The sequence below is a fragment of the Duganella hordei genome (assembly GCF_040369125.1).
GTDB lineage: Bacteria > Pseudomonadota > Gammaproteobacteria > Burkholderiales > Burkholderiaceae_D > Rugamonas > Rugamonas hordei.
In genome coordinates, this window is sequence record NZ_BPWI01000032.1 from 17,125 (window position 1) to 35,013 (window position 17,889).

16 protein-coding genes are annotated in these 17,889 nt (G+C 64.8%); 8 read left to right on the plus strand and 8 right to left on the minus strand.

All coding sequences use genetic code 11. From position 1 onward, the window contains the following. Positions 1 to 6: 6 nt before the first annotated feature. From virB5 to ABWW33_RS32160, 6 genes are read right to left on the minus strand one after another with little or no spacing between them, the layout of a single operon-like run. Complete coding sequence (virB5, locus tag ABWW33_RS32135) at positions 7 to 723, minus strand: P-type DNA transfer protein VirB5 (RefSeq protein WP_353405488.1); 717 nt, start codon at positions 721 to 723, stop codon at positions 7 to 9. Then, positions 720 to 1,730, minus strand: a complete 1,011-nt coding sequence (locus tag ABWW33_RS32140; protein WP_353405490.1) for a TrbL/VirB6 family protein — start codon at positions 1,728 to 1,730, stop codon at positions 720 to 722. The genes virB5 and ABWW33_RS32140 overlap by 4 nt, the downstream gene beginning before the upstream one ends. Positions 1,731 to 1,736: 6 nt before the next feature. Next, complete coding sequence (locus tag ABWW33_RS32145; protein WP_353405491.1) at positions 1,737 to 2,015, minus strand: hypothetical protein; 279 nt, start codon at positions 2,013 to 2,015, stop codon at positions 1,737 to 1,739. Positions 2,016 to 2,023: 8 nt separating this feature from the next. Then, on the minus strand, positions 2,024 to 4,498 hold the full coding sequence (locus ABWW33_RS32150; RefSeq protein ID WP_353405493.1) for a VirB4 family type IV secretion/conjugal transfer ATPase: 2,475 nt from the start codon (positions 4,496 to 4,498) through the stop codon (positions 2,024 to 2,026). Position 4,499: 1 nt separating this feature from the next. Continuing rightward, a complete protein-coding gene (locus ABWW33_RS32155; protein WP_353405494.1) occupies positions 4,500 to 4,826 on the minus strand; it encodes a VirB3 family type IV secretion system protein in 327 nt (108 codons plus the stop codon). A 3-nt stretch (positions 4,827 to 4,829) separates the two neighbouring features. Next, a complete protein-coding gene (locus tag ABWW33_RS32160) occupies positions 4,830 to 5,135 on the minus strand; it encodes a TrbC/VirB2 family protein (protein ID WP_353405496.1) in 306 nt (101 codons plus the stop codon). Positions 5,136 to 5,601: 466 nt separating this feature from the next. Here ABWW33_RS32160 and ABWW33_RS32165 point away from each other — a divergent pair, with 466 nt between their 5' ends. After that, positions 5,602 to 6,447 carry a ParA family protein gene (locus ABWW33_RS32165; RefSeq protein WP_353405498.1) on the plus strand — a complete coding sequence of 282 codons (846 nt, stop codon included), beginning with the start codon at positions 5,602 to 5,604 and terminating at the stop codon, positions 6,445 to 6,447. Further along, on the plus strand, positions 6,444 to 7,418 hold the full coding sequence (locus ABWW33_RS32170; RefSeq protein WP_353405499.1) for a ParB/RepB/Spo0J family partition protein: 975 nt from the start codon (positions 6,444 to 6,446) through the stop codon (positions 7,416 to 7,418). Before ABWW33_RS32165 ends, ABWW33_RS32170 begins: the two co-directional genes overlap by 4 nt. A 907-nt stretch (positions 7,419 to 8,325) precedes the next feature. Here the strand turns inward: ABWW33_RS32170 and ABWW33_RS32175 are convergent. Further along, complete coding sequence (locus ABWW33_RS32175; RefSeq protein ID WP_353405501.1) at positions 8,326 to 9,714, minus strand: sensor histidine kinase; 1,389 nt, start codon at positions 9,712 to 9,714, stop codon at positions 8,326 to 8,328. Further along, the gene (locus ABWW33_RS32180) at positions 9,707 to 10,390 is read right to left on the minus strand and encodes a response regulator transcription factor (protein ID WP_353405502.1); all 684 of its coding nucleotides are present in this window, start codon (positions 10,388 to 10,390) and stop codon (positions 9,707 to 9,709) included. Before ABWW33_RS32180 ends, ABWW33_RS32175 begins: the two co-directional genes overlap by 8 nt. Positions 10,391 to 10,648: 258 nt before the next feature. Between ABWW33_RS32180 and ABWW33_RS32185 the strand changes: the two genes are divergently transcribed. The 6 genes from ABWW33_RS32185 (at position 10,649) to ABWW33_RS32210 (ending at position 17,650) form a co-directional block, all read left to right on the plus strand. Next, positions 10,649 to 11,791, plus strand: a complete 1,143-nt coding sequence (locus ABWW33_RS32185) for an efflux RND transporter periplasmic adaptor subunit (RefSeq protein WP_353405503.1) — start codon at positions 10,649 to 10,651, stop codon at positions 11,789 to 11,791. Beyond that, positions 11,784 to 14,903, plus strand: a complete 3,120-nt coding sequence (locus ABWW33_RS32190) for an efflux RND transporter permease subunit (RefSeq protein ID WP_353405504.1) — start codon at positions 11,784 to 11,786, stop codon at positions 14,901 to 14,903. Before ABWW33_RS32185 ends, ABWW33_RS32190 begins: the two co-directional genes overlap by 8 nt. Further along, on the plus strand, positions 14,900 to 16,360 hold the full coding sequence (locus ABWW33_RS32195; RefSeq protein WP_353405505.1) for an efflux transporter outer membrane subunit: 1,461 nt from the start codon (positions 14,900 to 14,902) through the stop codon (positions 16,358 to 16,360). Before ABWW33_RS32190 ends, ABWW33_RS32195 begins: the two co-directional genes overlap by 4 nt. Then, a complete protein-coding gene (locus ABWW33_RS32200) occupies positions 16,357 to 16,686 on the plus strand; it encodes a hypothetical protein (protein WP_353405506.1) in 330 nt (109 codons plus the stop codon). Before ABWW33_RS32195 ends, ABWW33_RS32200 begins: the two co-directional genes overlap by 4 nt. Beyond that, the gene (locus tag ABWW33_RS32205; protein ID WP_353405507.1) at positions 16,670 to 16,831 is read left to right on the plus strand and encodes a hypothetical protein; all 162 of its coding nucleotides are present in this window, start codon (positions 16,670 to 16,672) and stop codon (positions 16,829 to 16,831) included. Before ABWW33_RS32200 ends, ABWW33_RS32205 begins: the two co-directional genes overlap by 17 nt. Positions 16,832 to 17,041: 210 nt before the next feature. Further along, positions 17,042 to 17,650, plus strand: a complete 609-nt coding sequence (locus ABWW33_RS32210) for a hypothetical protein (RefSeq protein WP_353405508.1) — start codon at positions 17,042 to 17,044, stop codon at positions 17,648 to 17,650. Positions 17,651 to 17,889 lie beyond the last annotated feature (239 nt).

Consider the following 17,889-nt stretch of genomic DNA (forward strand, 5'->3'; position numbering starts at 1 on the left):
AAGGGCCTAGTGGCGGTGGCTGAACGGGACATAGACGAACGTATCGGAGCCGTCGCTGGTCAAGGCCAAATTCTTCAGCTCCCGTTCCTTGATGGCCTGCTGCGCGCTGCGGTCCGCCGCCTCCGCCAATGTCTTCATGACCATCAGCCGGTTGGCGTCGTTGCTGACCTGGGTGTTTTCCGCCTGCAGGCGGGCCTGCAGTTCGGCGATGGCTTTCGCGTCGTTGGTCGCGCTGATCTGGTTCTGCAGCGCCTGGATTTGTGCAACGCGCTGGTTGACGACCGACATGGCGTTCTGGCTCAATGCCTGGAGCTGGACGGTGTTGTTTAGCAGGGCCTGACAGCTGACCAGGTCTGCTCCAGCGCGTCCCTCGCAATCATAGATTTTTGTCCGTCCCCGAATCGCCTGCGCCAACGGCGTCATGCCGCCGGACCCGGTCTGCTGGATGGACGCGTAGAGGTCCGCCACATCGGGAGGTATGACAGCCTGGAGGGCCGGGTTATTGGCGATGTTGCCTAGGTTGCGGGTGCCGGTCATGGCGGCATACTGCTGTTTCAGCTGCATATACTGCTGTGCCATTTGATCGTACTGCTGTTTCCATGCGTTGACCTGGCTGATCGCCTGCGTCAGGTTGGCGATGTCGATCACTGGCAGCGAGGCCTGCACGGCCCCGATGGCGCTGACCGATATCAGGCATGCAAGCGCGATGGGACGAAGTTTCATGATGTTCTCCTTGCTGAACTGGACCGCAGGTGATCCAGGGTGTTGCGCTGGTAGAGAGGACTGCGGGTGGGGCTGCTTTCACCAGATGGACGTCCGCCTCCGTTCCCGTGGATGACGTTCTTGGAATTGCCGGACCGGGATGGCGATGGTGGCCGTAGTGATCGGTATAACAGGGTTTGCGCGATGGTGCGCCCGATACCCGATATGGTGCCTCCGCCGGCCAGGGCGCTGGCGATTTGCGGTAGGTTCAGCATCACGACAAACAGCGCTCCGCCACAGCAGAACAGGGCGATTACTGCTTTGATGACGTTGACCGCATCCATATCTGAATTGATATGCGCTGCGAATTCACTGGTAAATTCCGTTAGCATTTGAATGCTAAGTGCGATCAAGACTTTGAGAACAACAAAATTCAGCGCCTGCCCCAACCAGCTTTCCGTGTACTTTTGGGTACTCGCTCCCATTGCGCAGAGAATGTACGCCGGACCTACCGCCAGCATGAGGACCAGTCCGATCTTAGCCAGCAGGTATAGACCCAATCCAACGATAAAAAGACCTGCCTGTATGATGGCGACTCCGCCAGCGGCTGCGAGCAGACCGAAATTTGGCCAGAACCCTGTAATGGCCCGATTCCAGAGTTGCTGGCCGAGTTCTGCGTATGGCGTGGACAGATCATCCACCAGCATCCCGATCGACGTAGCGCCGGACAGCGCGCTGATCATCCCTTGCTCTAGTTCGTTTGCTAGCTCCACCACGTTCGATTGATATCCGCCGACACTAAGCGCCAGTCCAATAATGAAGGAGATCCTGGCAAACCGCCATGCCACATCGGGAACCGGTTCTCGCAACTCTCCTGCCAAAATGGCACGGGCGGTGAACAGAAGATGAATGGTTACTCCTGTCAACGCAAGTGGACCCAGCGCTGACATAAGCGCCTCACTTTTCCTCGCGACAAATGTGTTTAATAGAAGATCAATCGCATCCTCTACTGCGACGCCGATGCCCATGATGTTTTACTTTTTCGGAGATTGTTCTGGGTTGACGTTCGTACTTTGAACGGTGTCGTTGGCGGACCTTGACCGCGATGCGTTTGATTGGCTCTCCTTTGGAGGAATGGAGGACTGGACTGCTTCATTCCTTTTTATGTATTTTTCTGGATCGCCTGGAACGTAGCGGAAACTCTCGACCCCATCGCTTTTCTTCGCGGCTTGTTCACGGTCCTTATTGGTGCACGCCACCGTGAATGCCAGTGGAAGCAGCAGCCAGATTGCCGGTGTCCGTTTGATTGACATAGGTCCTCCTATATGTGCCTGATTGCTTTTCGCCTTGTTGCGATACGCTCCTGCAAAATAGGCCCCCAGACTTCTGGATCGTCATCCACCTCGCTGCGGATGGCATCGAGCAGTTCAACGTTGTCCAGCGATCCGGACAGGATGTTCAGGATGTCGGGCATGCTGCTCAGGTCAAAGCGCAGGATCGCCGAGCGATGGCCTTGCTTGAGCAGGAACAGGCGGCTGTCTTCGCCGAGGTTTCTGATGATGTTGAACTCTTGTTCGGTCACCTTGAAACCGTTGACGTAGTCGTCGTGATCGGCGGAAGGGTTGGGCAGGTAGATCTGGGTGACCGACTGCTCGACGATGGTTTTGCCGATGGCGTGGGTCAGCGCATCGGACGGCGACTGGGTGATGAACACCCCTAGGCCATTGAGTTTGCGGATGGTTTTCTGCTTGTCGTGGGCGAATTTGGAGAAGTAGGCGTTGCTCAGCGCTTTCCAGAATTCCTCCATCCAGTAGATGAAGGGGCGGCCGTCGATCAGGCTCTCGGTCATGTGCAGCAGCGTCGCCACCGTTGGTGTACAAAGTTCTCCATCCTCCAGGAATTCCGTGTAGTCGTAACCGTAGATCTGGACGGCGGGATCGCTGAAGTCGTGGGTATGCAGCGGGTTGTCGAAAGCCCAGCCGAGGGCACCGTTTCCTATCCATTTCTGCAGGCGGTCGCGCAGGCTGTTGCCGCCTGGACTGACCTTGAGGTTTTGCCATACTGCCGACAGGCGCCTGAGCTGGAACGGGATGGCGTCGCTCATCACGGTGCGCACCGCATGGCCGATCTCGGCGTCCTCCGCGGCGGCGCATTCCGCGCTTGCAGGGCCGGCCAGCAGGCGGACCAGCTGTTCGCAGAATGCGATGTTGGCTTCGGTGAGCGGCAGCTGGCAAAGATTCAGGCCGGTGGGTTCGCCGCGCTTGAGCGCACTGTAGCGGCCGCCGAGGCGGCGTATGCAGATCTCGGCACCGCGATTGTAGTCGAAGAAGACGCCACGCAGGCCGGCGTACTTCAGGGCGAACAGCATCAGGCCGCAGACCAGGGCCGTCTTGCCGACGCCGGTCTGGCCGATGACAACGGTGTTGCCGGGTTTTTTCTCGTCCAGCGCATCATGGTCTTCCGGCGACACATGGTGGTTCAGGTAATGGGGCTGGCCGCTGGGCGTCTGCATCAGCGCCAGCGCTTCGCCCCATGGATTGCCGGAACGCTTGCCTTGCGCGAAATTGTGCAGCGGCGACAGGCTGGTGAAGTTGCGGCTGCTGATCGAGGCCTCGCGCGGCCGCATGTGCCAGTTGCCCGGCAGTTGGGCGAACCACGCGCATTCGGGAATCGCGTCGACCACGGCGACCTTGAAGCCTGGGCCGTCCTGCAGCGCCGTGCGGGCGTCCGCCATGCTGCGCGCGACTTCGGCCAGCGTGGTGCCGAAGACCGTCAGTGTGTAGTGGTACTCGCCCATTTCGATCTCGCCGCTGCTGACCTGCTCGCGTGCGCGGTCCATTTCCACGATCTCGAACTCGGCGGCGTCCTCGGCGGCGACCATATGCCCCTTTTGCCGGTCGAGCGCGGCCAGCGCGTCATGCTTGTTGAGCATGGAGAAGCTCTGGGTCTCGATGTACTCGTAGTCGCTGTACAGGATGGCATTGTTCATGCCTGGTTCCGACCGTCTTGGATAGTCCTGGAAATCCAGGAATCCGGCGAATTTGCGTTCTTTCGGATGCCAGATTTCCAGCAAGCCGTTCTGGTCGCCAAACGACAGGCGCGAGGTGGGCAGGTATTCCGCCAGCTCGCTGGTCATCATTGGGACGTCTTCCCAAACGCCGTTGACCAGGAAGCCGAGAAATGCCGCCATTTCCGAGTACACCTTGCCGTTGCGGGTATAGCTGCCCAACTGCTCGGGGCCGTAGCGGCGCAGGCTGGTGAGCAGCTGGCGGTCGAGATCTTCCATCACCGCCAGCTCCGATTCAAAACGTTCGCGTATCTCGTGCGCGGTGCGCACCGTCATCTTGCGCAGCAAGCTGGCGGGCAGCGACGGTGTCGGCCGGTAGATCGCCGAGACGTAGAGCTCGGTGACCATCTGCCGGTGCAGCGGTTCGCCGGTGCGCGTGTCGCACAGGTCGAAGCTGGCGTAGTAGCGCTCGTTGAATTGGCGCGCGAAGGCGTTGTCATAGCTGCCGTCCAGGCGTTCCCTGACGGCGCGCCGCACCTTGTGCGACCACAGTGCGAACTTGCCGCCGCCCAGAGAACGGATGAAGTGGTGCAGCGCCTCCTTGCGCTCCCTGATGTAGTCGGCGTCGGCTGTCTCAAAGGCGATGCCTTCGAGCCGCCAGGCCGCCAGGTAGCCCCGGTTGCCGCGCAGCCGGACCACGCCCGGCGCCACCATCGACCCGAACGGGATATGGTCGGCTGCGGGAATTTCTCCGCGGGCAGCCTGGTTCAGTTGTGCGGACGTTCTCATGTCAGCTCCGGCGCTTGTAGCGCAATGGCGCGTAGGTGTAGGCGCCCCAGCGGCGCCGCGCGCCGAGCTGGCGCCAGCGCATGCGCACCTGCAGCATCAGCTGGCGCAGGCGTTGGTCATCCTTCTTGGTCGTTTCGCGCATGGTGACCAGGATCGGCACGTACGCCAGGATGAGGAACAGCGTGACGTAGCCGCTGACCAGGTAAAACATCCAGACGCCGAGCAGGATGAACGCGCCGGTCAGCAGCAGGAAGGGGACCAGCGGCACGCGCGCCAGCATGGCGGGGCGGGTGCATCCCCTGAAGATGGGCTCGTCGAAGTCGTCCATGATTCATCCCATGAGCCAGCCGGCGATAGCGGTTGCCGAGCCCGCGAGCGCACCGCCCCAAAAGATGTGGGTCATTTCCGCAAATTTCGCATGTTGAAAAATCATCTTGTAGCTGGCCCACAGCACGGCGCAAGTAACTATGGTGATGCCTGCACCTATCAGCGCCGCCTGAACGGTAAGCAATTTGGCGGTCGGCTTTTCGAATTGCGCGTATGCCGGGCTGGTGATGAGCGCCAGGGCTACGACCACGATGCGCGCGAACAGCGGCGCGCAGACCCGGATTTGAAGCGAGTTAGGACGGTTCATCATCAGTCTCCTTTTTCATCGTAGTATGCAAGGCTATTTCTGGCGCCTGGCGGAGGGGATAGTTGCGTTGCCGGGTGCCGGGTCTTGTACATCTCGTATGGCTGCGGCCTTGTCATTCACGTTACGAGCGCGCGCGGCTGTTCGCAAGCGGTTCCGCATGGCGTCTTGCGCTGGCACTAGCGGCGTTCGCTTTCATGCTGCGTCGTGCACAGGATTTGATGCCGCGCAGCGGTTGGCGCCGGCGCACCTCGCCGCACGCCGGTGGACGCCTGCGCCGCTGCGTGCACCAGTAGTGGGCCGCATCCCCTGCGGCGGGTGTGTGTGCTTGTGAGCCAGCTTGATTCGCATCAGTTCGCCGTGCCGGGCGGGCGGCACAATGAAAGCGCGGCGTGGTCCACATCGTCGCTGGAAGCTCGAGCGGGGAAGTATCGGTGATGGCCACGCTTTCAAAATACCTACGGAGGGTGCGATGAAGACGCTGGTTCTGGCGAACCGCAAGGGTGGTGTCGGCACCACGGCCACTGCGTGCCAGCTGTCCTTCTATCTGCATCACGGCGGCCGGCGGGTGCTGTTGCTGGATTTCGATCACCAATGCAATTCCAGCCGCTGCCTCGCCAGGTACGGCAGGACGGTGACGGCGGGCTTCAGCTCCAGCCGGCTGCTGGCGGGGCAGGCCGAGCCGCTGCCGGCGGGCACCCTGGTCGTGGTGCCCGCCGACGACGATCTCAGCACGCTGGAGCGGCAGCCGGAGCGGCACAACGCCTTCGCCAACGCGCTCAAGGATTTCCTGCGCGGCGTGGCCGACCGCTTCGACATCTGCGTCATCGACACCAATCCCAATCCCGACATCCGCTACGCGGCGGCGCTGGTGAACGCCGACTTCCTGCTGTCGCCGATCGAGCTGAAACAGGAAGCCATCGACGGCATCGGCGCCTTGCTGCACCATGGCCGCTACGGCGTGCACAGGGTGCAGCGGGTCCTGGATCCGCGGCTGGAATTTCTCGGCATCCTGCCCAACAAGGTGGAATCGAATCCGTTCCAGCGCGCCAACCTGCAGCAACTGGTCAGCGTCTATCCCTCGCTGCTGATACCGGTGGTGCGCGACGGCATGGCGGGCTACGGCTACATCCCGAACCGTACGGCGATCGCCGAGGCGCAGGCGGCGGGCCTGCCGCTGTGGATGCTGCGCCAGGCGGCGCCGGCCAGCGGGCCAGGGGAGGCCGGCGCGATGCCGGTGCGTTCGGCGGCACGCGACGCCTGGCGCGAGATCCGGCCGACGTTTGAGGCGATCGCGCGCCGGATGGGGCTGGGATGATGGCGCTCGATCTGTCCGTGCTGGACGGGTTGCCGGCCGCCGATGCTGGCGGGCGGCATGTGCCGGCCATGGCGCCGCCGCAGGCGTTCGAGGAGGATCCTGAGCAGCCGCGCTTCGAGTTCGACGAGGACGACGATTTCGACGCGTTGGTCGACGACATCCGGCAGCGCGGCATACTGCAGCCGTTGGTGGTGCTGCGGCTGTCGTCCGGCCGCCTGCGCATACGCTTCGGTGCCCGCCGCTTTCGCGCGGCCGTGCGCGCCGGCCTGGCGCGGATTTCTTATGTCGAGACGGAGGACGAGCGGCAGTTCGACGACTATGCGCAGGTGGCGGAGAATGCGCGCGAGCTCCGGCGGCCGCTGCAGCCGCTGGAGCTGGCGCGCTTCATCGCCCGCAAGCTGGCCGCCGGCGAGCGCAAGAAGGCCGTCGCCACCAGGCTGCACATCGACGCCAGCGCGATCACCCATTTGCTGGCCCTGACGGACGATCCTCCGCCGTTGCTGCTGGAGCTGTATCACAGCCGGCGCTGCCGGGCGCCGTACTACCTGTATCTGCTGCGCGGACTGATGCGCCAGGACGCGGTGCTGGTCGAGCGCTGCACCGCGACGGTCGCCGAGATCGACCGCGCGCTGATCGAGGACATGACGCTGCAGCTGCAGCGGCGCAAGGAGGCGCCGCGGGCGCATGCCGCCGTGGACGCTTTGGCTGCCCTGGCGGCTGCTGCACCGGCAGTGCCTGCCGGGCCGTCGGTGCGCGGCGTGGCGCCGGTAAATGCCGCCGGCACCGCCATCCTGACCCGGCCGCAGCTGCTGGGAAATCATCACGGCCGGCCGATGCAGGTCCTGCTGCAACGGGCTCCATCCGCCGAGGGCCTGGCGTGGGTGACATTCAACGATGGCGACACGACGGAACTGCCGCTGGCCGATTTGACTCTGACCGCGCTGCTTCAGCGGCGCAGCGGCGAGCGCTGACAATACCGGCCTGGCGTCGGCGAGTCGAACGGAAACCCATGTAAAACGTCCTTGCCAGCGCGGCCATCGTTGCGTTTAGCAAACCGGACGTGTCGCCATCCCCCAATTGCCCCCTGTTCTCACTCCAAGGGAGGTGCCTGTGCGTCGGTTCGAGCGGCTGCACCTCGGATCGCAATGCAGCCCACTCGAGGGTGCGAGCTATCGCGGTATTGGCTACTTCCCCATCACTTCGCTTAGCGGCCCTGCAGGCGTTGTGCCCGGTCTATCTGACAACGGGTATTAAGGAGTTCGTTGACTTTCCTGGCACCATGCTCGATTGTGGCTGAGAACACAAGGGATCAGGCTAAGGCCGCTCAAGTGCAGGGGGGATGCAAGTGAATTAGCTTGGTCACGATCAATCTGTCCTTTCATTACGCTGCGAGCTGGAAAAAGTGTGAACTGAAAATTTATCATCTCTGGATGGCAAATCCAACAAAACTCTCTGATTTCAATTTGTGCGCTTTCGGCCCGGTTGTCCATCAGCACGGCGATCAGAGTCGGCCTGCGACGACGAGGATAGGAAAGTTGCGTATTGAAAAAAAGGCGCGGCGGCCTGTTGTGACTGGTCCCGCAGCGGTTGTCATGGGGGAATCCAACCGAGTGTCCACGGCTGGACCGGCGTGGCGTGCTCCAAGGGTATGCCCGCGAACCTTTGCGGCGGAAAAGCCACGATGCGACGCAAACTCATCAATCATCTGGTGATTGTGTGTAATTGTCTAGATTGGCAAAAAAAATGTGCTTGGGCGGCTACGCAAGAATAATTGGCGACGTCTTGTTTGCCGACTCGGAATCCCTTCGGAATTTCAGATGGGAAGCAAGAGGGGCAATTTCGGTGAAGACCAGCATTCGACTCGCTTGGCAAGGCAATCTATGGCAACCACACCTTAAACTGCGCTCCGTGGCCGGCCCTGTTCGATACCTCGATTTTTCCGCCACATGCTTGCATGATGGCCTGGGAAAGGGCCAGCCCCAAGCCGAAGCCGGCTACCTCTCCGGCTCGCGCGCCGGCGCCACGGAAGAACCGGTCGAACAGGAACGGCAGCTCATCGTCGGCGATGCCCGGCCCCTGGTCGGTCACCGTCACGATCGCACCGTCCGCGCCGCTGGCGATGTCGACGGCGATCCGGCCGCCGGCCGGCGAGAACTTGATGGCGTTGTCCAGTATGTTGCGCAACACCAGGGCCAGCGGCGCATACTCCACATAGACTGCCTCCCGCAACTCTGCGCCCAGCACGATTTCAATATCGCGCTCGTCCGCTTGCGGCACCATCCGCTCGATGGTGTCGCGCGTCAATGCGGCGAGCGATACCGGCTCGGCCGGGCCGCGCTCCTGGCCGGCGTCGATCCTGGCCAGCATCAGCAGTTCTTCCACCAGGGTGGTAAGGCGCTCGACTTCCTCCAGGCAGGAGCGCAACGCAAGGACGTATTCCCCGCTGTCGCGCGGACGCCGCAATGTGATCTCGATTTCGGCGCGCAGCCGCGACAGCGGGGAGCGCAACTCGTGCGACGCGTCGGCCGTAAAGCGACGCTGGGTATCGAACGCCTGCTCGATCCGTTCCAGCATGGCGTTCAAGGTATTGACCAGATGGCCGATCTCGTCGTCGTCGCCCGGATGCGGCAAGCGCCAGTGGAGATTGCGGTCCTCGATCGCGCGCGCCTGGTTGACGATGTTTTCAATCGCGACGAACAGCTTGCGGGAAAGCCGCGCGCCGGCCCAGCCCAAGGCCGCAAGCAAGGCCAGCGCCATGCCGGAAAACAGCAGCGCAGCCGACTGCAACACGTGGTTCACATCGTCCAGCGATCCGGCCACCTGCACCGCGAAGCGCTGCCCGCGCACCTGCGTGGGCAGCGACACCATGCGCAGCGGTTCTTCGCTGATATCCGGCAGCGTATCGAATACGGCTTGTCCGGCCGCCAACCGGGCCAGCAACGGCGGTGGGACCGGCAGTTTTTCAGAACCCAGGTTGGCGCTGCGGGCCAGTATCCGGCCTTGGCCGTCGATGATTTGCACCAGGCGGTCGAGCCGCGTCAGCGAGGGCGGCGCGCTGCCGGTTGTGGCCTCGTGGATGCGTACCGCGGTGCCGTCGCCATCGGCCAGCATGGCGACTTCGGCTTCCGCCAGGGCCAGCAGCGCGGCATCGAGCTGCCGGTTGACGGACTGCGACAGCACCCACCAGCCCGCGGCCGCCGTGGCGCCGACGGCGACCAGTATCGCCAGCAAATGGACCAGGACCAGCCGCCGGCGCAGGCTAAGCATCGCCGGCCTCCGGCGTCGCCAGGCGGAAGCCGCGTCCGCGCACCGTTTCGATCAGGGCCGGATTGCCCGGCGCATCGACCTTCCGTCGCAGGTTTTTCATGTGCACGTCGATGAGATTGTCGATGGCGATCAGGTCGGCCTGCCACACATGCTCCGCCAGCTGAAGGCGGCTGACGATGGTGCCTGAGCGTTGCATCAGCAACTCCAGGATGGCGTATTCCTTGGGCGTGAGGTCGAAGCTGGCACCGGCACGGCTCGCCGCCCGCGAGCGCGGATCGAGCCGCAGATCGGCCACCTGCAGCATGGCGGGCTGCGCGCGCTCCGTGCGCCGCAACAGAGCCCGCACGCGGGCAAGCAGTTCATCGAAGACAAAGGGCTTGGTCAGGTAGTCGTCCGCGCCTGTATTGAGGCCGGTGATGCGGTCGGTCACCGCATCGCGGGCGGTCAGCATCAGGATGGGCAGGCGATGTCCCGCCTGCCGCCATTCGGCGCACAGCGCAACGCCGTCTTTACCGGGCATCATCCAATCGAGAATGGCCATATCGAACTGCGCCACGGCGCAAGCGCCAGCCTCTTGCGCCGAATGGGCCATCGCCACCCGGAAGCCCTCTTCCTCCAGACCGCGCGCCAGCAGCCGTGCCGCCTTGTGATCGTCTTCGACTAACAGTATGTGCATGATCGCGAGTATAGCAGCGTCGGCGGCCGGCCTTTCCTGAAGAAGAATTCAGAATGCAGTGCAACAAATTTCCGTACCATAGCGCCATGATCAACGCTGCCAGGCAAGCGTGCCGTAGCCGCTAACCCCGGCACGGCGCACCACGCCACCCGCCGCGCGTTCGCATCCTCCATTGTCCATCCACACTTAACACCGCCCCTAACCGGGTGGGCGTCTCGCCGCGCCTAGCCGGCGGCGAGGCGCTCAGGAGAAAAAGCCATGAAACAAGCATCGCTGCATAAGACACTCTTGCCTGTCCTGCTGGGCCTGGCCGCATTCGGCCTGATAGGCGGGGGCCTGCTCGGCCTGCACGCCAAGGAGGCGCCGGCGCCGGAGGCTGCCGCCGTCACCCTCGTGCATGAAGGGGATATGCTGCGCATCCCGGAAAAATCGCCGCTGCGACGATCGCTGGTGGTCGTGCCTGTGGCGGACCAGAGCCTGGCGGCGCCGTTCACCTTGCCCGCCGTGGTGGAAGCCGATCCGGCACGCCTGGTCAAGGTGACGTCTCCGCTGGCGGGGCGCATCGTCCGCCTCGGCAAGCAGCTTGGCGACGAGGTCAAGGCCGGCGATGTGCTGTTCGTCGTCGACTCGCCCGATTTCGCCCAGGCCAGCGCCGACGCGGCCAAGGCGCACTCGGCGCTCACGCTGGCCCGGCGCAACCTGGAACGCCAGCGAGAACTCGACAAGTCGGACCTCGCCGCCGGCCGCGACCTGGAGCAGGCGCAGAGCGACTACGAGCAGGCCGCCAGCGAAGCCGCCCGCGCCGGCACGCGCCTGAGCCAGACCGGCGCCCGTGCCGGCGCGGCATCGGACGGCAAATTGGCGGTGCGTTCGCCCATCGCCGGCCGCGTGGTGGAGCTGTCCGCAGCCGAAGGCGCCTACTGGAACGACGCCACCGCTCCGTTGATGACGGTGGCCGACCTGTCCAGGGTCTTCGTCAGCGCCAATGCGCAGGAAAAGGATCTGGCGCAGCTATATGTGGGCCAGCAGGCCAGCGTCAAGCTGGACGCCTACCCGGAGCCGCTGAAAGGCCAGGTGCGCTACGTCGGCGACATGCTGGATGCGGATACGCGCACGGTCAAGGTGCGCCTGCCTTTCGACAATCGCGACGGCCGCCTCAAGCCCGGCATGTTCGCGGAAGCCACGCTGCTGTCGCGCGCGCACCCGGGCATCGCGGTGCCGATGGCGGCCGTGATCCAGAACGGCTTTTCCAGCCGCGCTTTCGTCGAGGTCAAGCCATGGCAGTTCGCGCCGCGCGACCTGAAGCTGGGCGCGCAAATCGGCGAGCAGGTGGAAGTTCTGGGCGGGCTCAAGGCGGGTGAGCGCATCGTGGTCAAGGATGGAGTGCTGCTCAATGATTGAACGTCTCGTCACCCTGTGCTTCAACCGGCGCGGCATCGTCGCGCTGATCTTCCTGCTGGTGGCGCTGTACGGCGGCTACTGCTGGTCGCAGCTGCCGCTGGAAGCCTATCCGGATATCGCCGACACCACCTCGCAGGTGGTCACCCAGGTCAACGGCCTGGCCGCCGAGGAGGTCGAGCAGCAGATCACCATTCCGCTCGAACGCGAGATCATGGGCACGCCCGGCATGCATGTGATGCGCTCGAAGTCCACCTTCGGCCTGTCGCTGATCACGGTGGTGTTCCAGGACGGCGCGGAGGACTACTGGTCGCGCCAGCGCCTGCAGGAGCGCATCGCCGGCGTCAATCTGCCATACGGCGCGCAGCCGGCGCTCGATCCGCTCACATCGCCGATCGGCGAGATCTATCGCTACACGCTGGAATCGAAGACGCGCGACCTGCGCGAGCTGTCCGAGCTGCAGCGCTGGAAAGTCATCCCGCGCCTGAAGCAGGCGAGCGGCGTGGTCGACGTCACCAACTTCGGCGGCCTGAACACGCAGTTCCTGCTGGAGTTCGATCCGGCCAGGCTGTCCAAGTACAACCTGTCGCTGGCGCAGATCACGCAAGCCATCTCCGCCAACAACGCCAACGCGGGCGGCAGCGTGCTGACGCGCGGCGAACAGGGCCTGGTGGTGCGCGGCGTGGGGCTGATCCGCAGCCTGGACGACCTGGGCAACATCGTCGTCGCACAGAAAAACGGCGTGCCGGTGCTGATCAGGGACCTGGGCAGCGTGGCGCTGGGCCATCAGGAACGGCACGGAGTGCTGGGCAAGGACCACGTGCAGGACACGGTGTCGGGCATCGTGCTGCTGCTGAAGAACGAGAACCCGTCGCGGGTGATCGCCGGCGTGCACGAAGCGGTGCTCGACCTGAACGACCATCTGCTGCCCAAGGACGTCAAGGTGGTGCCATACATGGACCGCAGTACGCTGGTGGACGCCACCGTGCATACCGTCGGCAAGACGCTGATCGAAGGCGTGGTGCTGGTCACGCTGGTGCTGGTGCTGTTCCTGGGCAGCGCGCGCGCGGCGCTGATCGCGGCGGCGGCGATCCCGGTGTCGCTGATGATCGCGTTCATCCTGATGCACCACTTTAAGATCCCGGCCAATCTGCTGTCGCTGGGCGCGATCGACTTCGGCATCATCGTCGACGGCGCCATCTTCGTGCTGGAGAATATCCTGCGCCGCCGCGAGGAAAAGCCCGAAGGCCTGATGTCCGGCCAGGATGCGATGAGAGCCACGCTGCAGGTGATGCGGCCGACCTTCTTCGGCATGCTGGTGATCATGATCGCCTATCTGCCGCTGTTTGCCTTCCAGCGCATCGAGTACAAGCTGTTTTCGCCGATGGCTTTCGCGGTGGGCTTCGCGCTGCTGGGCGCCCTGCTGATGACGATGATGCTCATTCCCGGCATGGCCTTCTGGGCCTTCCGCAAGCCGCGCAAGATCTTCCACAACCCGCTGCTGGAATGGATGATGCCGCGCTATGAGGCGCTGCTGCAGCGCCTGGTGGGCAAATCGCGCCTGGTGCTGGCCCTGGCCGGGGCCACGCTGGCGGCGGTGATCGTGCTCGGCGGAGCGATCGGCCGCGATTTCCTGCCAACGCTGGACGAAGGCTCGATCTGGCTGCAGGTGACACTGCCGCCGGGGATTTCGCTGCCCAAGGCCACCCAGATGGCGGACGCGTTGCGCGAGGCCACGCTGAAGGAACCGCAGGTGGCGCACGTGGTCACGCAACTGGGTCGCAACGACGAGGGCACCGATCCGTTCACGCCCTCGCACATCGAATGCGCGGTGACCCTGCAGCCCTACTCCAGCTGGCCGTCCGGCATGAGCAAGCAGGACCTGATCGACAAGCTGTCCGCGCGCTACCGGGAATTGCCGCGCACCGACGTCGGCTTCTCCCAACCCATGATCGACGGCGTGCTCGACAAGCTGGCCGGCGCCCACAGCGACCTGGTGGTCAAGGTCTACGGAGAGGATTTCCATGAGACGCGCAAACTGGCCAGCGCCGTCGAGCGCCTGCTGCGCGGCGTTCCCGGTGCCGAAGACGTCATCATCGACCAGGAACCGCCGCTGCCTCAGGTACGCATCGACGTCGACCGCGCTGCCGCCGCGCGCCTCGGCATCAACGTGGCCGACGTGATGACGCTGATCCAGACCGGCATCGGCGGCAGCCCGGTGGCGCAGGTCTATGTCGACGACCGCAGCTACGACGTGGCGGCGCGCTTCAGCGGGAATACCCGCAACAATCCGCAGGCCATCGGCGACCTGGTGCTGAACGCCGCCAACGGCGCGCACGTGGCGTTGGCGCAGGTGGCCCACATCCGCCTGGCCGAAGGCGAGACCACCATCACGCGGGAGATGAACCGCCGCCATCTGACGGTGCGCACCAATCTGCGCGGCCGCGACCTGTCGTCGTTCCTGGCCGATGCCCAGGGGCGCATCGAACGCGAGGTGCCGTACGACCATGCGCGCTACCAGATCACCTGGGGCGGCCAGTTCGAGAACCAGCAGCGCGCCCAGGCTCGCCTGGCCGTGATCGTGCCGGCGGTGCTGGCGTTGATGTTCGTGATGCTGTTCTCCGAGTTCGGCAATCTGCGCCAGCCCGGCCTGATTTTGCTGGCCGTGCCGCTGTCGCTGCTGGGCGGCCTGGTGGCGCTGCAACTGCGCGGCATGACGCTGAACGTGTCGTCGGCGGTCGGCTTCATCGCGTTGTTCGGTGTGTCCGTGCTGAACGCGGTGGTCATGCTGGCCAATCTGAACCGCTGGCGCAAGCTGGCGCCGCATGATCTGCGGACCGCCGTGATCAGCGGCGCGCGCGAGCGGGTGCGACCCGTGCTGACCACTGCAACGGTGGCCGCGCTAGGCCTGGTGCCGGCGGCGCTGGCGCACGGCCTGGGCAGCGACGTGCAGCGGCCGCTGGCCACGGTGGTGGTGGGCGGCCTGGTGACGGCCACAGTGCTGACGCTGGTGCTGCTGCCGGCCCTGTACTACCTGATAGAAGAGCATGTCGCGCGGCGCCATCGCCCGGACGGCAAAGTAACCCTGGAAGCGGTCGAAGGAGAAGGCGCATGAAGAAAACCATACCTGCCGGGACGGCGGCCCTGTTGTCCGCGGCGCTGATGGCCGGCTGCGCGGTCGGTCCCGACTACATCAGTCCCGCCGCGCCGGCGGTGCAACACTACACCGCCGATCCGCTCGCGGCGGAGACGGCCACCGCGCCGGTCGGCGGCGGAGCGGCCCAGCGCCTGATGCAAGGGCAGGATGTGCCGGCCCGATGGTGGACCGCGTTCGGTTCGGACGCGCTGAACCAGCTGGTGGACGCGGCCCTGGCGGCCAATCCAGACCTGCAGGCCGCCGAAGCGGCCCTGCGCGCGGCGCGGGAAAATGCCGCAGCCCAGCGCGGAGCCTACTTCCCCGACGCGAACCTGCATTTGACGCCGACGCGCCAGCGCGTGGCGGATCCGCTCTCCAGCCCGACCGCGTCAGGCGCCAATCTGTACACCCTGCACACGGCGCAGCTCAACATCGGCTACGTGCCCGATGTCTTCGGCGGCGGACGGCGCCAGGTCGAAGCGGCCGGCGCACAAGCCGACGCGGCGCTTTTCCAGCGCGAAGCGGCCCGGCTGACGCTGACCTCGAACCTGGTGGCGGCCGCCATCGGCGAGGCGGCGCTGCGCGCCCAGCTCGATGCCATGCGTGAGCTGGTGGACATGGCGCGCCGGCAGCTCGACGCGGTGGGCAAGCAGCAGCGGGCCGGCCAGCTCGGGGCGGCCGACGTCGCGGCGCAGGAGGCGGCGCTGGCCCAGATGGAGGCGGGCCTGCCGCCATTGGAAAAACAGCTGGCGCAGCAACGCAATCTGCTGGCGGTGCTGGCCGGCCGTCTGCCCAGCGAAGGCACTGACCTGCGCCTGGCCTTCGGCAGCCTGACCTTGACGGAAGCCTTGCCACTCAGCTTGCCGGCCCGACTGGTGCAGCAGCGGCCGGACATCCGCGCTGCGGAAGCGCAGCTGCACGCGGCCAGCGCGCAGATCGGCATCGCGCGGGCGGCGCGCCTGCCGAATATCTCGTTGACGGCATCGCTGGGCAGCTCGGCGCTGGATGCGGGCACGTTGTTCAAGTCTGGCACCGGATTCTGGGGCATAGGCGCGGACCTGGTCCAGCCGCTGTTCAACGGCGGAGCGCTGGTCCATCGGCAGCGGGCCGCCGAAGCGGCGTATGACCAGGCGGCGGCCCAGTATCGCAGCGTAGTGCTGGCCGCGTTCCAGAACGTCGCCGACACCCTGCATGCGATCGAGGCCGATGCCAGGACCTTGCAAGCCACCTCGGCCACCGAGCAGGCGGCAAGGAAAAGCCTGGCGATCGTACAGCGGCAGCAGCAGTTGGGCGTGGTCGCCTATCCCGCCGTGCTGCAGGCGCAGCAGGCATATCAGCAGGCGGCGATCGCGCTGATCCAGGCCCGGGCCGCGCGCTATGCCGATACCGTCGCCTTGTTCCAGGCACTCGGAGGTGGCTGGTGGAACGAGTCATGAGGGCCGGAATCTTGCTGATGCTGTGCTGGCTGGCCGGCTGTACAACCCCTTTGGAAAGGCCGTACGACTATGCTCAGGGCTGGCGCGTCGCCGTCGTCGGGGACATCGGCCCAGGGCCGGCGGGGCTCGCCGCAGGCCTCGATTGCCGAACCCCAGGATCGCGCAGCGCGTATGCATATGTTCAGTACTACAGCCGCCTGCGGCAACGGCATGCCATCGTGATGGTTGCGGAGGGCAGCCATCTGCGGGTGGGACAGCAGGTTTATGTCAATATCCGGGATTGCACGCAAGCCGCCGTGGCGCTGGCGCATGGCAGTCCGTACTGAAGGCTTCAACTATGCAAATGCTCAATCACATAATCTCGCATCCCTGCTCGGCATACTGGTCAGCCTGACGACTGCATTTATCCCAGTTGGCACGATCGCGCTGGAGCGGCAGTACCGTTCGAATGCCAGCACGGTTTTGTTTTAGGACCGCCGGTCTGTTGCTCAACGCCCCCTCGGCGCAGGGGGGGCAGGCGCGTGGTGAATATACGGCCCACTGTTTTGTCCTTTAGATGGCTATTGCGCGGCGAAGCCGGAGAACCTGCTGGCCAATGCCATCGACAGCGCGCGCTTTCCGCTGATTAGCCCGGCGCGCAACCGCGATGTCTACGGATGGGACGCTTGGCAGAAGACGCGGATGCGGGTCCGGCGCTCGCTGGTCGACGGCGGCTACGCCGACAATTCCGGTACGGTGACGCTGCTGGACGTGGTGGAAGGGCTGTACGAGCACGGGGTGGACTTGGGACGGGTCAGGGTGATACTGATCACCAGCAATCCAGACGAGGGGCTGCCGTTGGAACAGGTGGCCGACTACGCCGCGACCGGGCTGCTGGCACAGTTGCAGGCGCCGTCGAACACCGTGATACACGCCCGCGACGGCCGTACCGATGGGGCGCTGCAGGCGCTGCGCAAGCGCTTGTCCGAGAACCAGATTCTGTACTGGCCGATGACGACGGCGACGCTGAACCATTTGACCCTCAGGGAAGCGGAGCAGGCCGCGGCGCGGCGCGCGCCGGAGGTGCTGGCGGAACAGAGCCTGCGTGGGGTTTCGGATACTTCGCGCCGTCATGGGCATGCGGCGCCGCTGGGCCGGGCGCTGTCGCCCGAGGCGGCGTACTGGGCCGATTCTTACGCGGCGCAAGCCTATGTCGCCTACGCCTATCCGGATCACGAGCATCCATTCGACTATGAGACGGACCTGATCCGGCAGCTGCACGCCGGTCACGGTGCTTCCGTCAAGCCGTAGGAAACGCCGGGCGAGGCCCTGCGGGCCCGTCCTCCTTGCGGGTCGCTGCGCTCCGTCCCTGCGGGACCGGGCCTGCGGCCCGCCTCCAGTCCTCCTCACGCAACACCTGCTCATCAAGGGGCAGCTGCGCTCCCCCTTGGCCGCACGGCTAATCCCCGACACCCGCGCAGCGCTGCGCGCTCCGCTGACCCCGAACGACCTGAAGTGAGGGCAGGCCGCTTTCAAAGGCCATGCCAGCG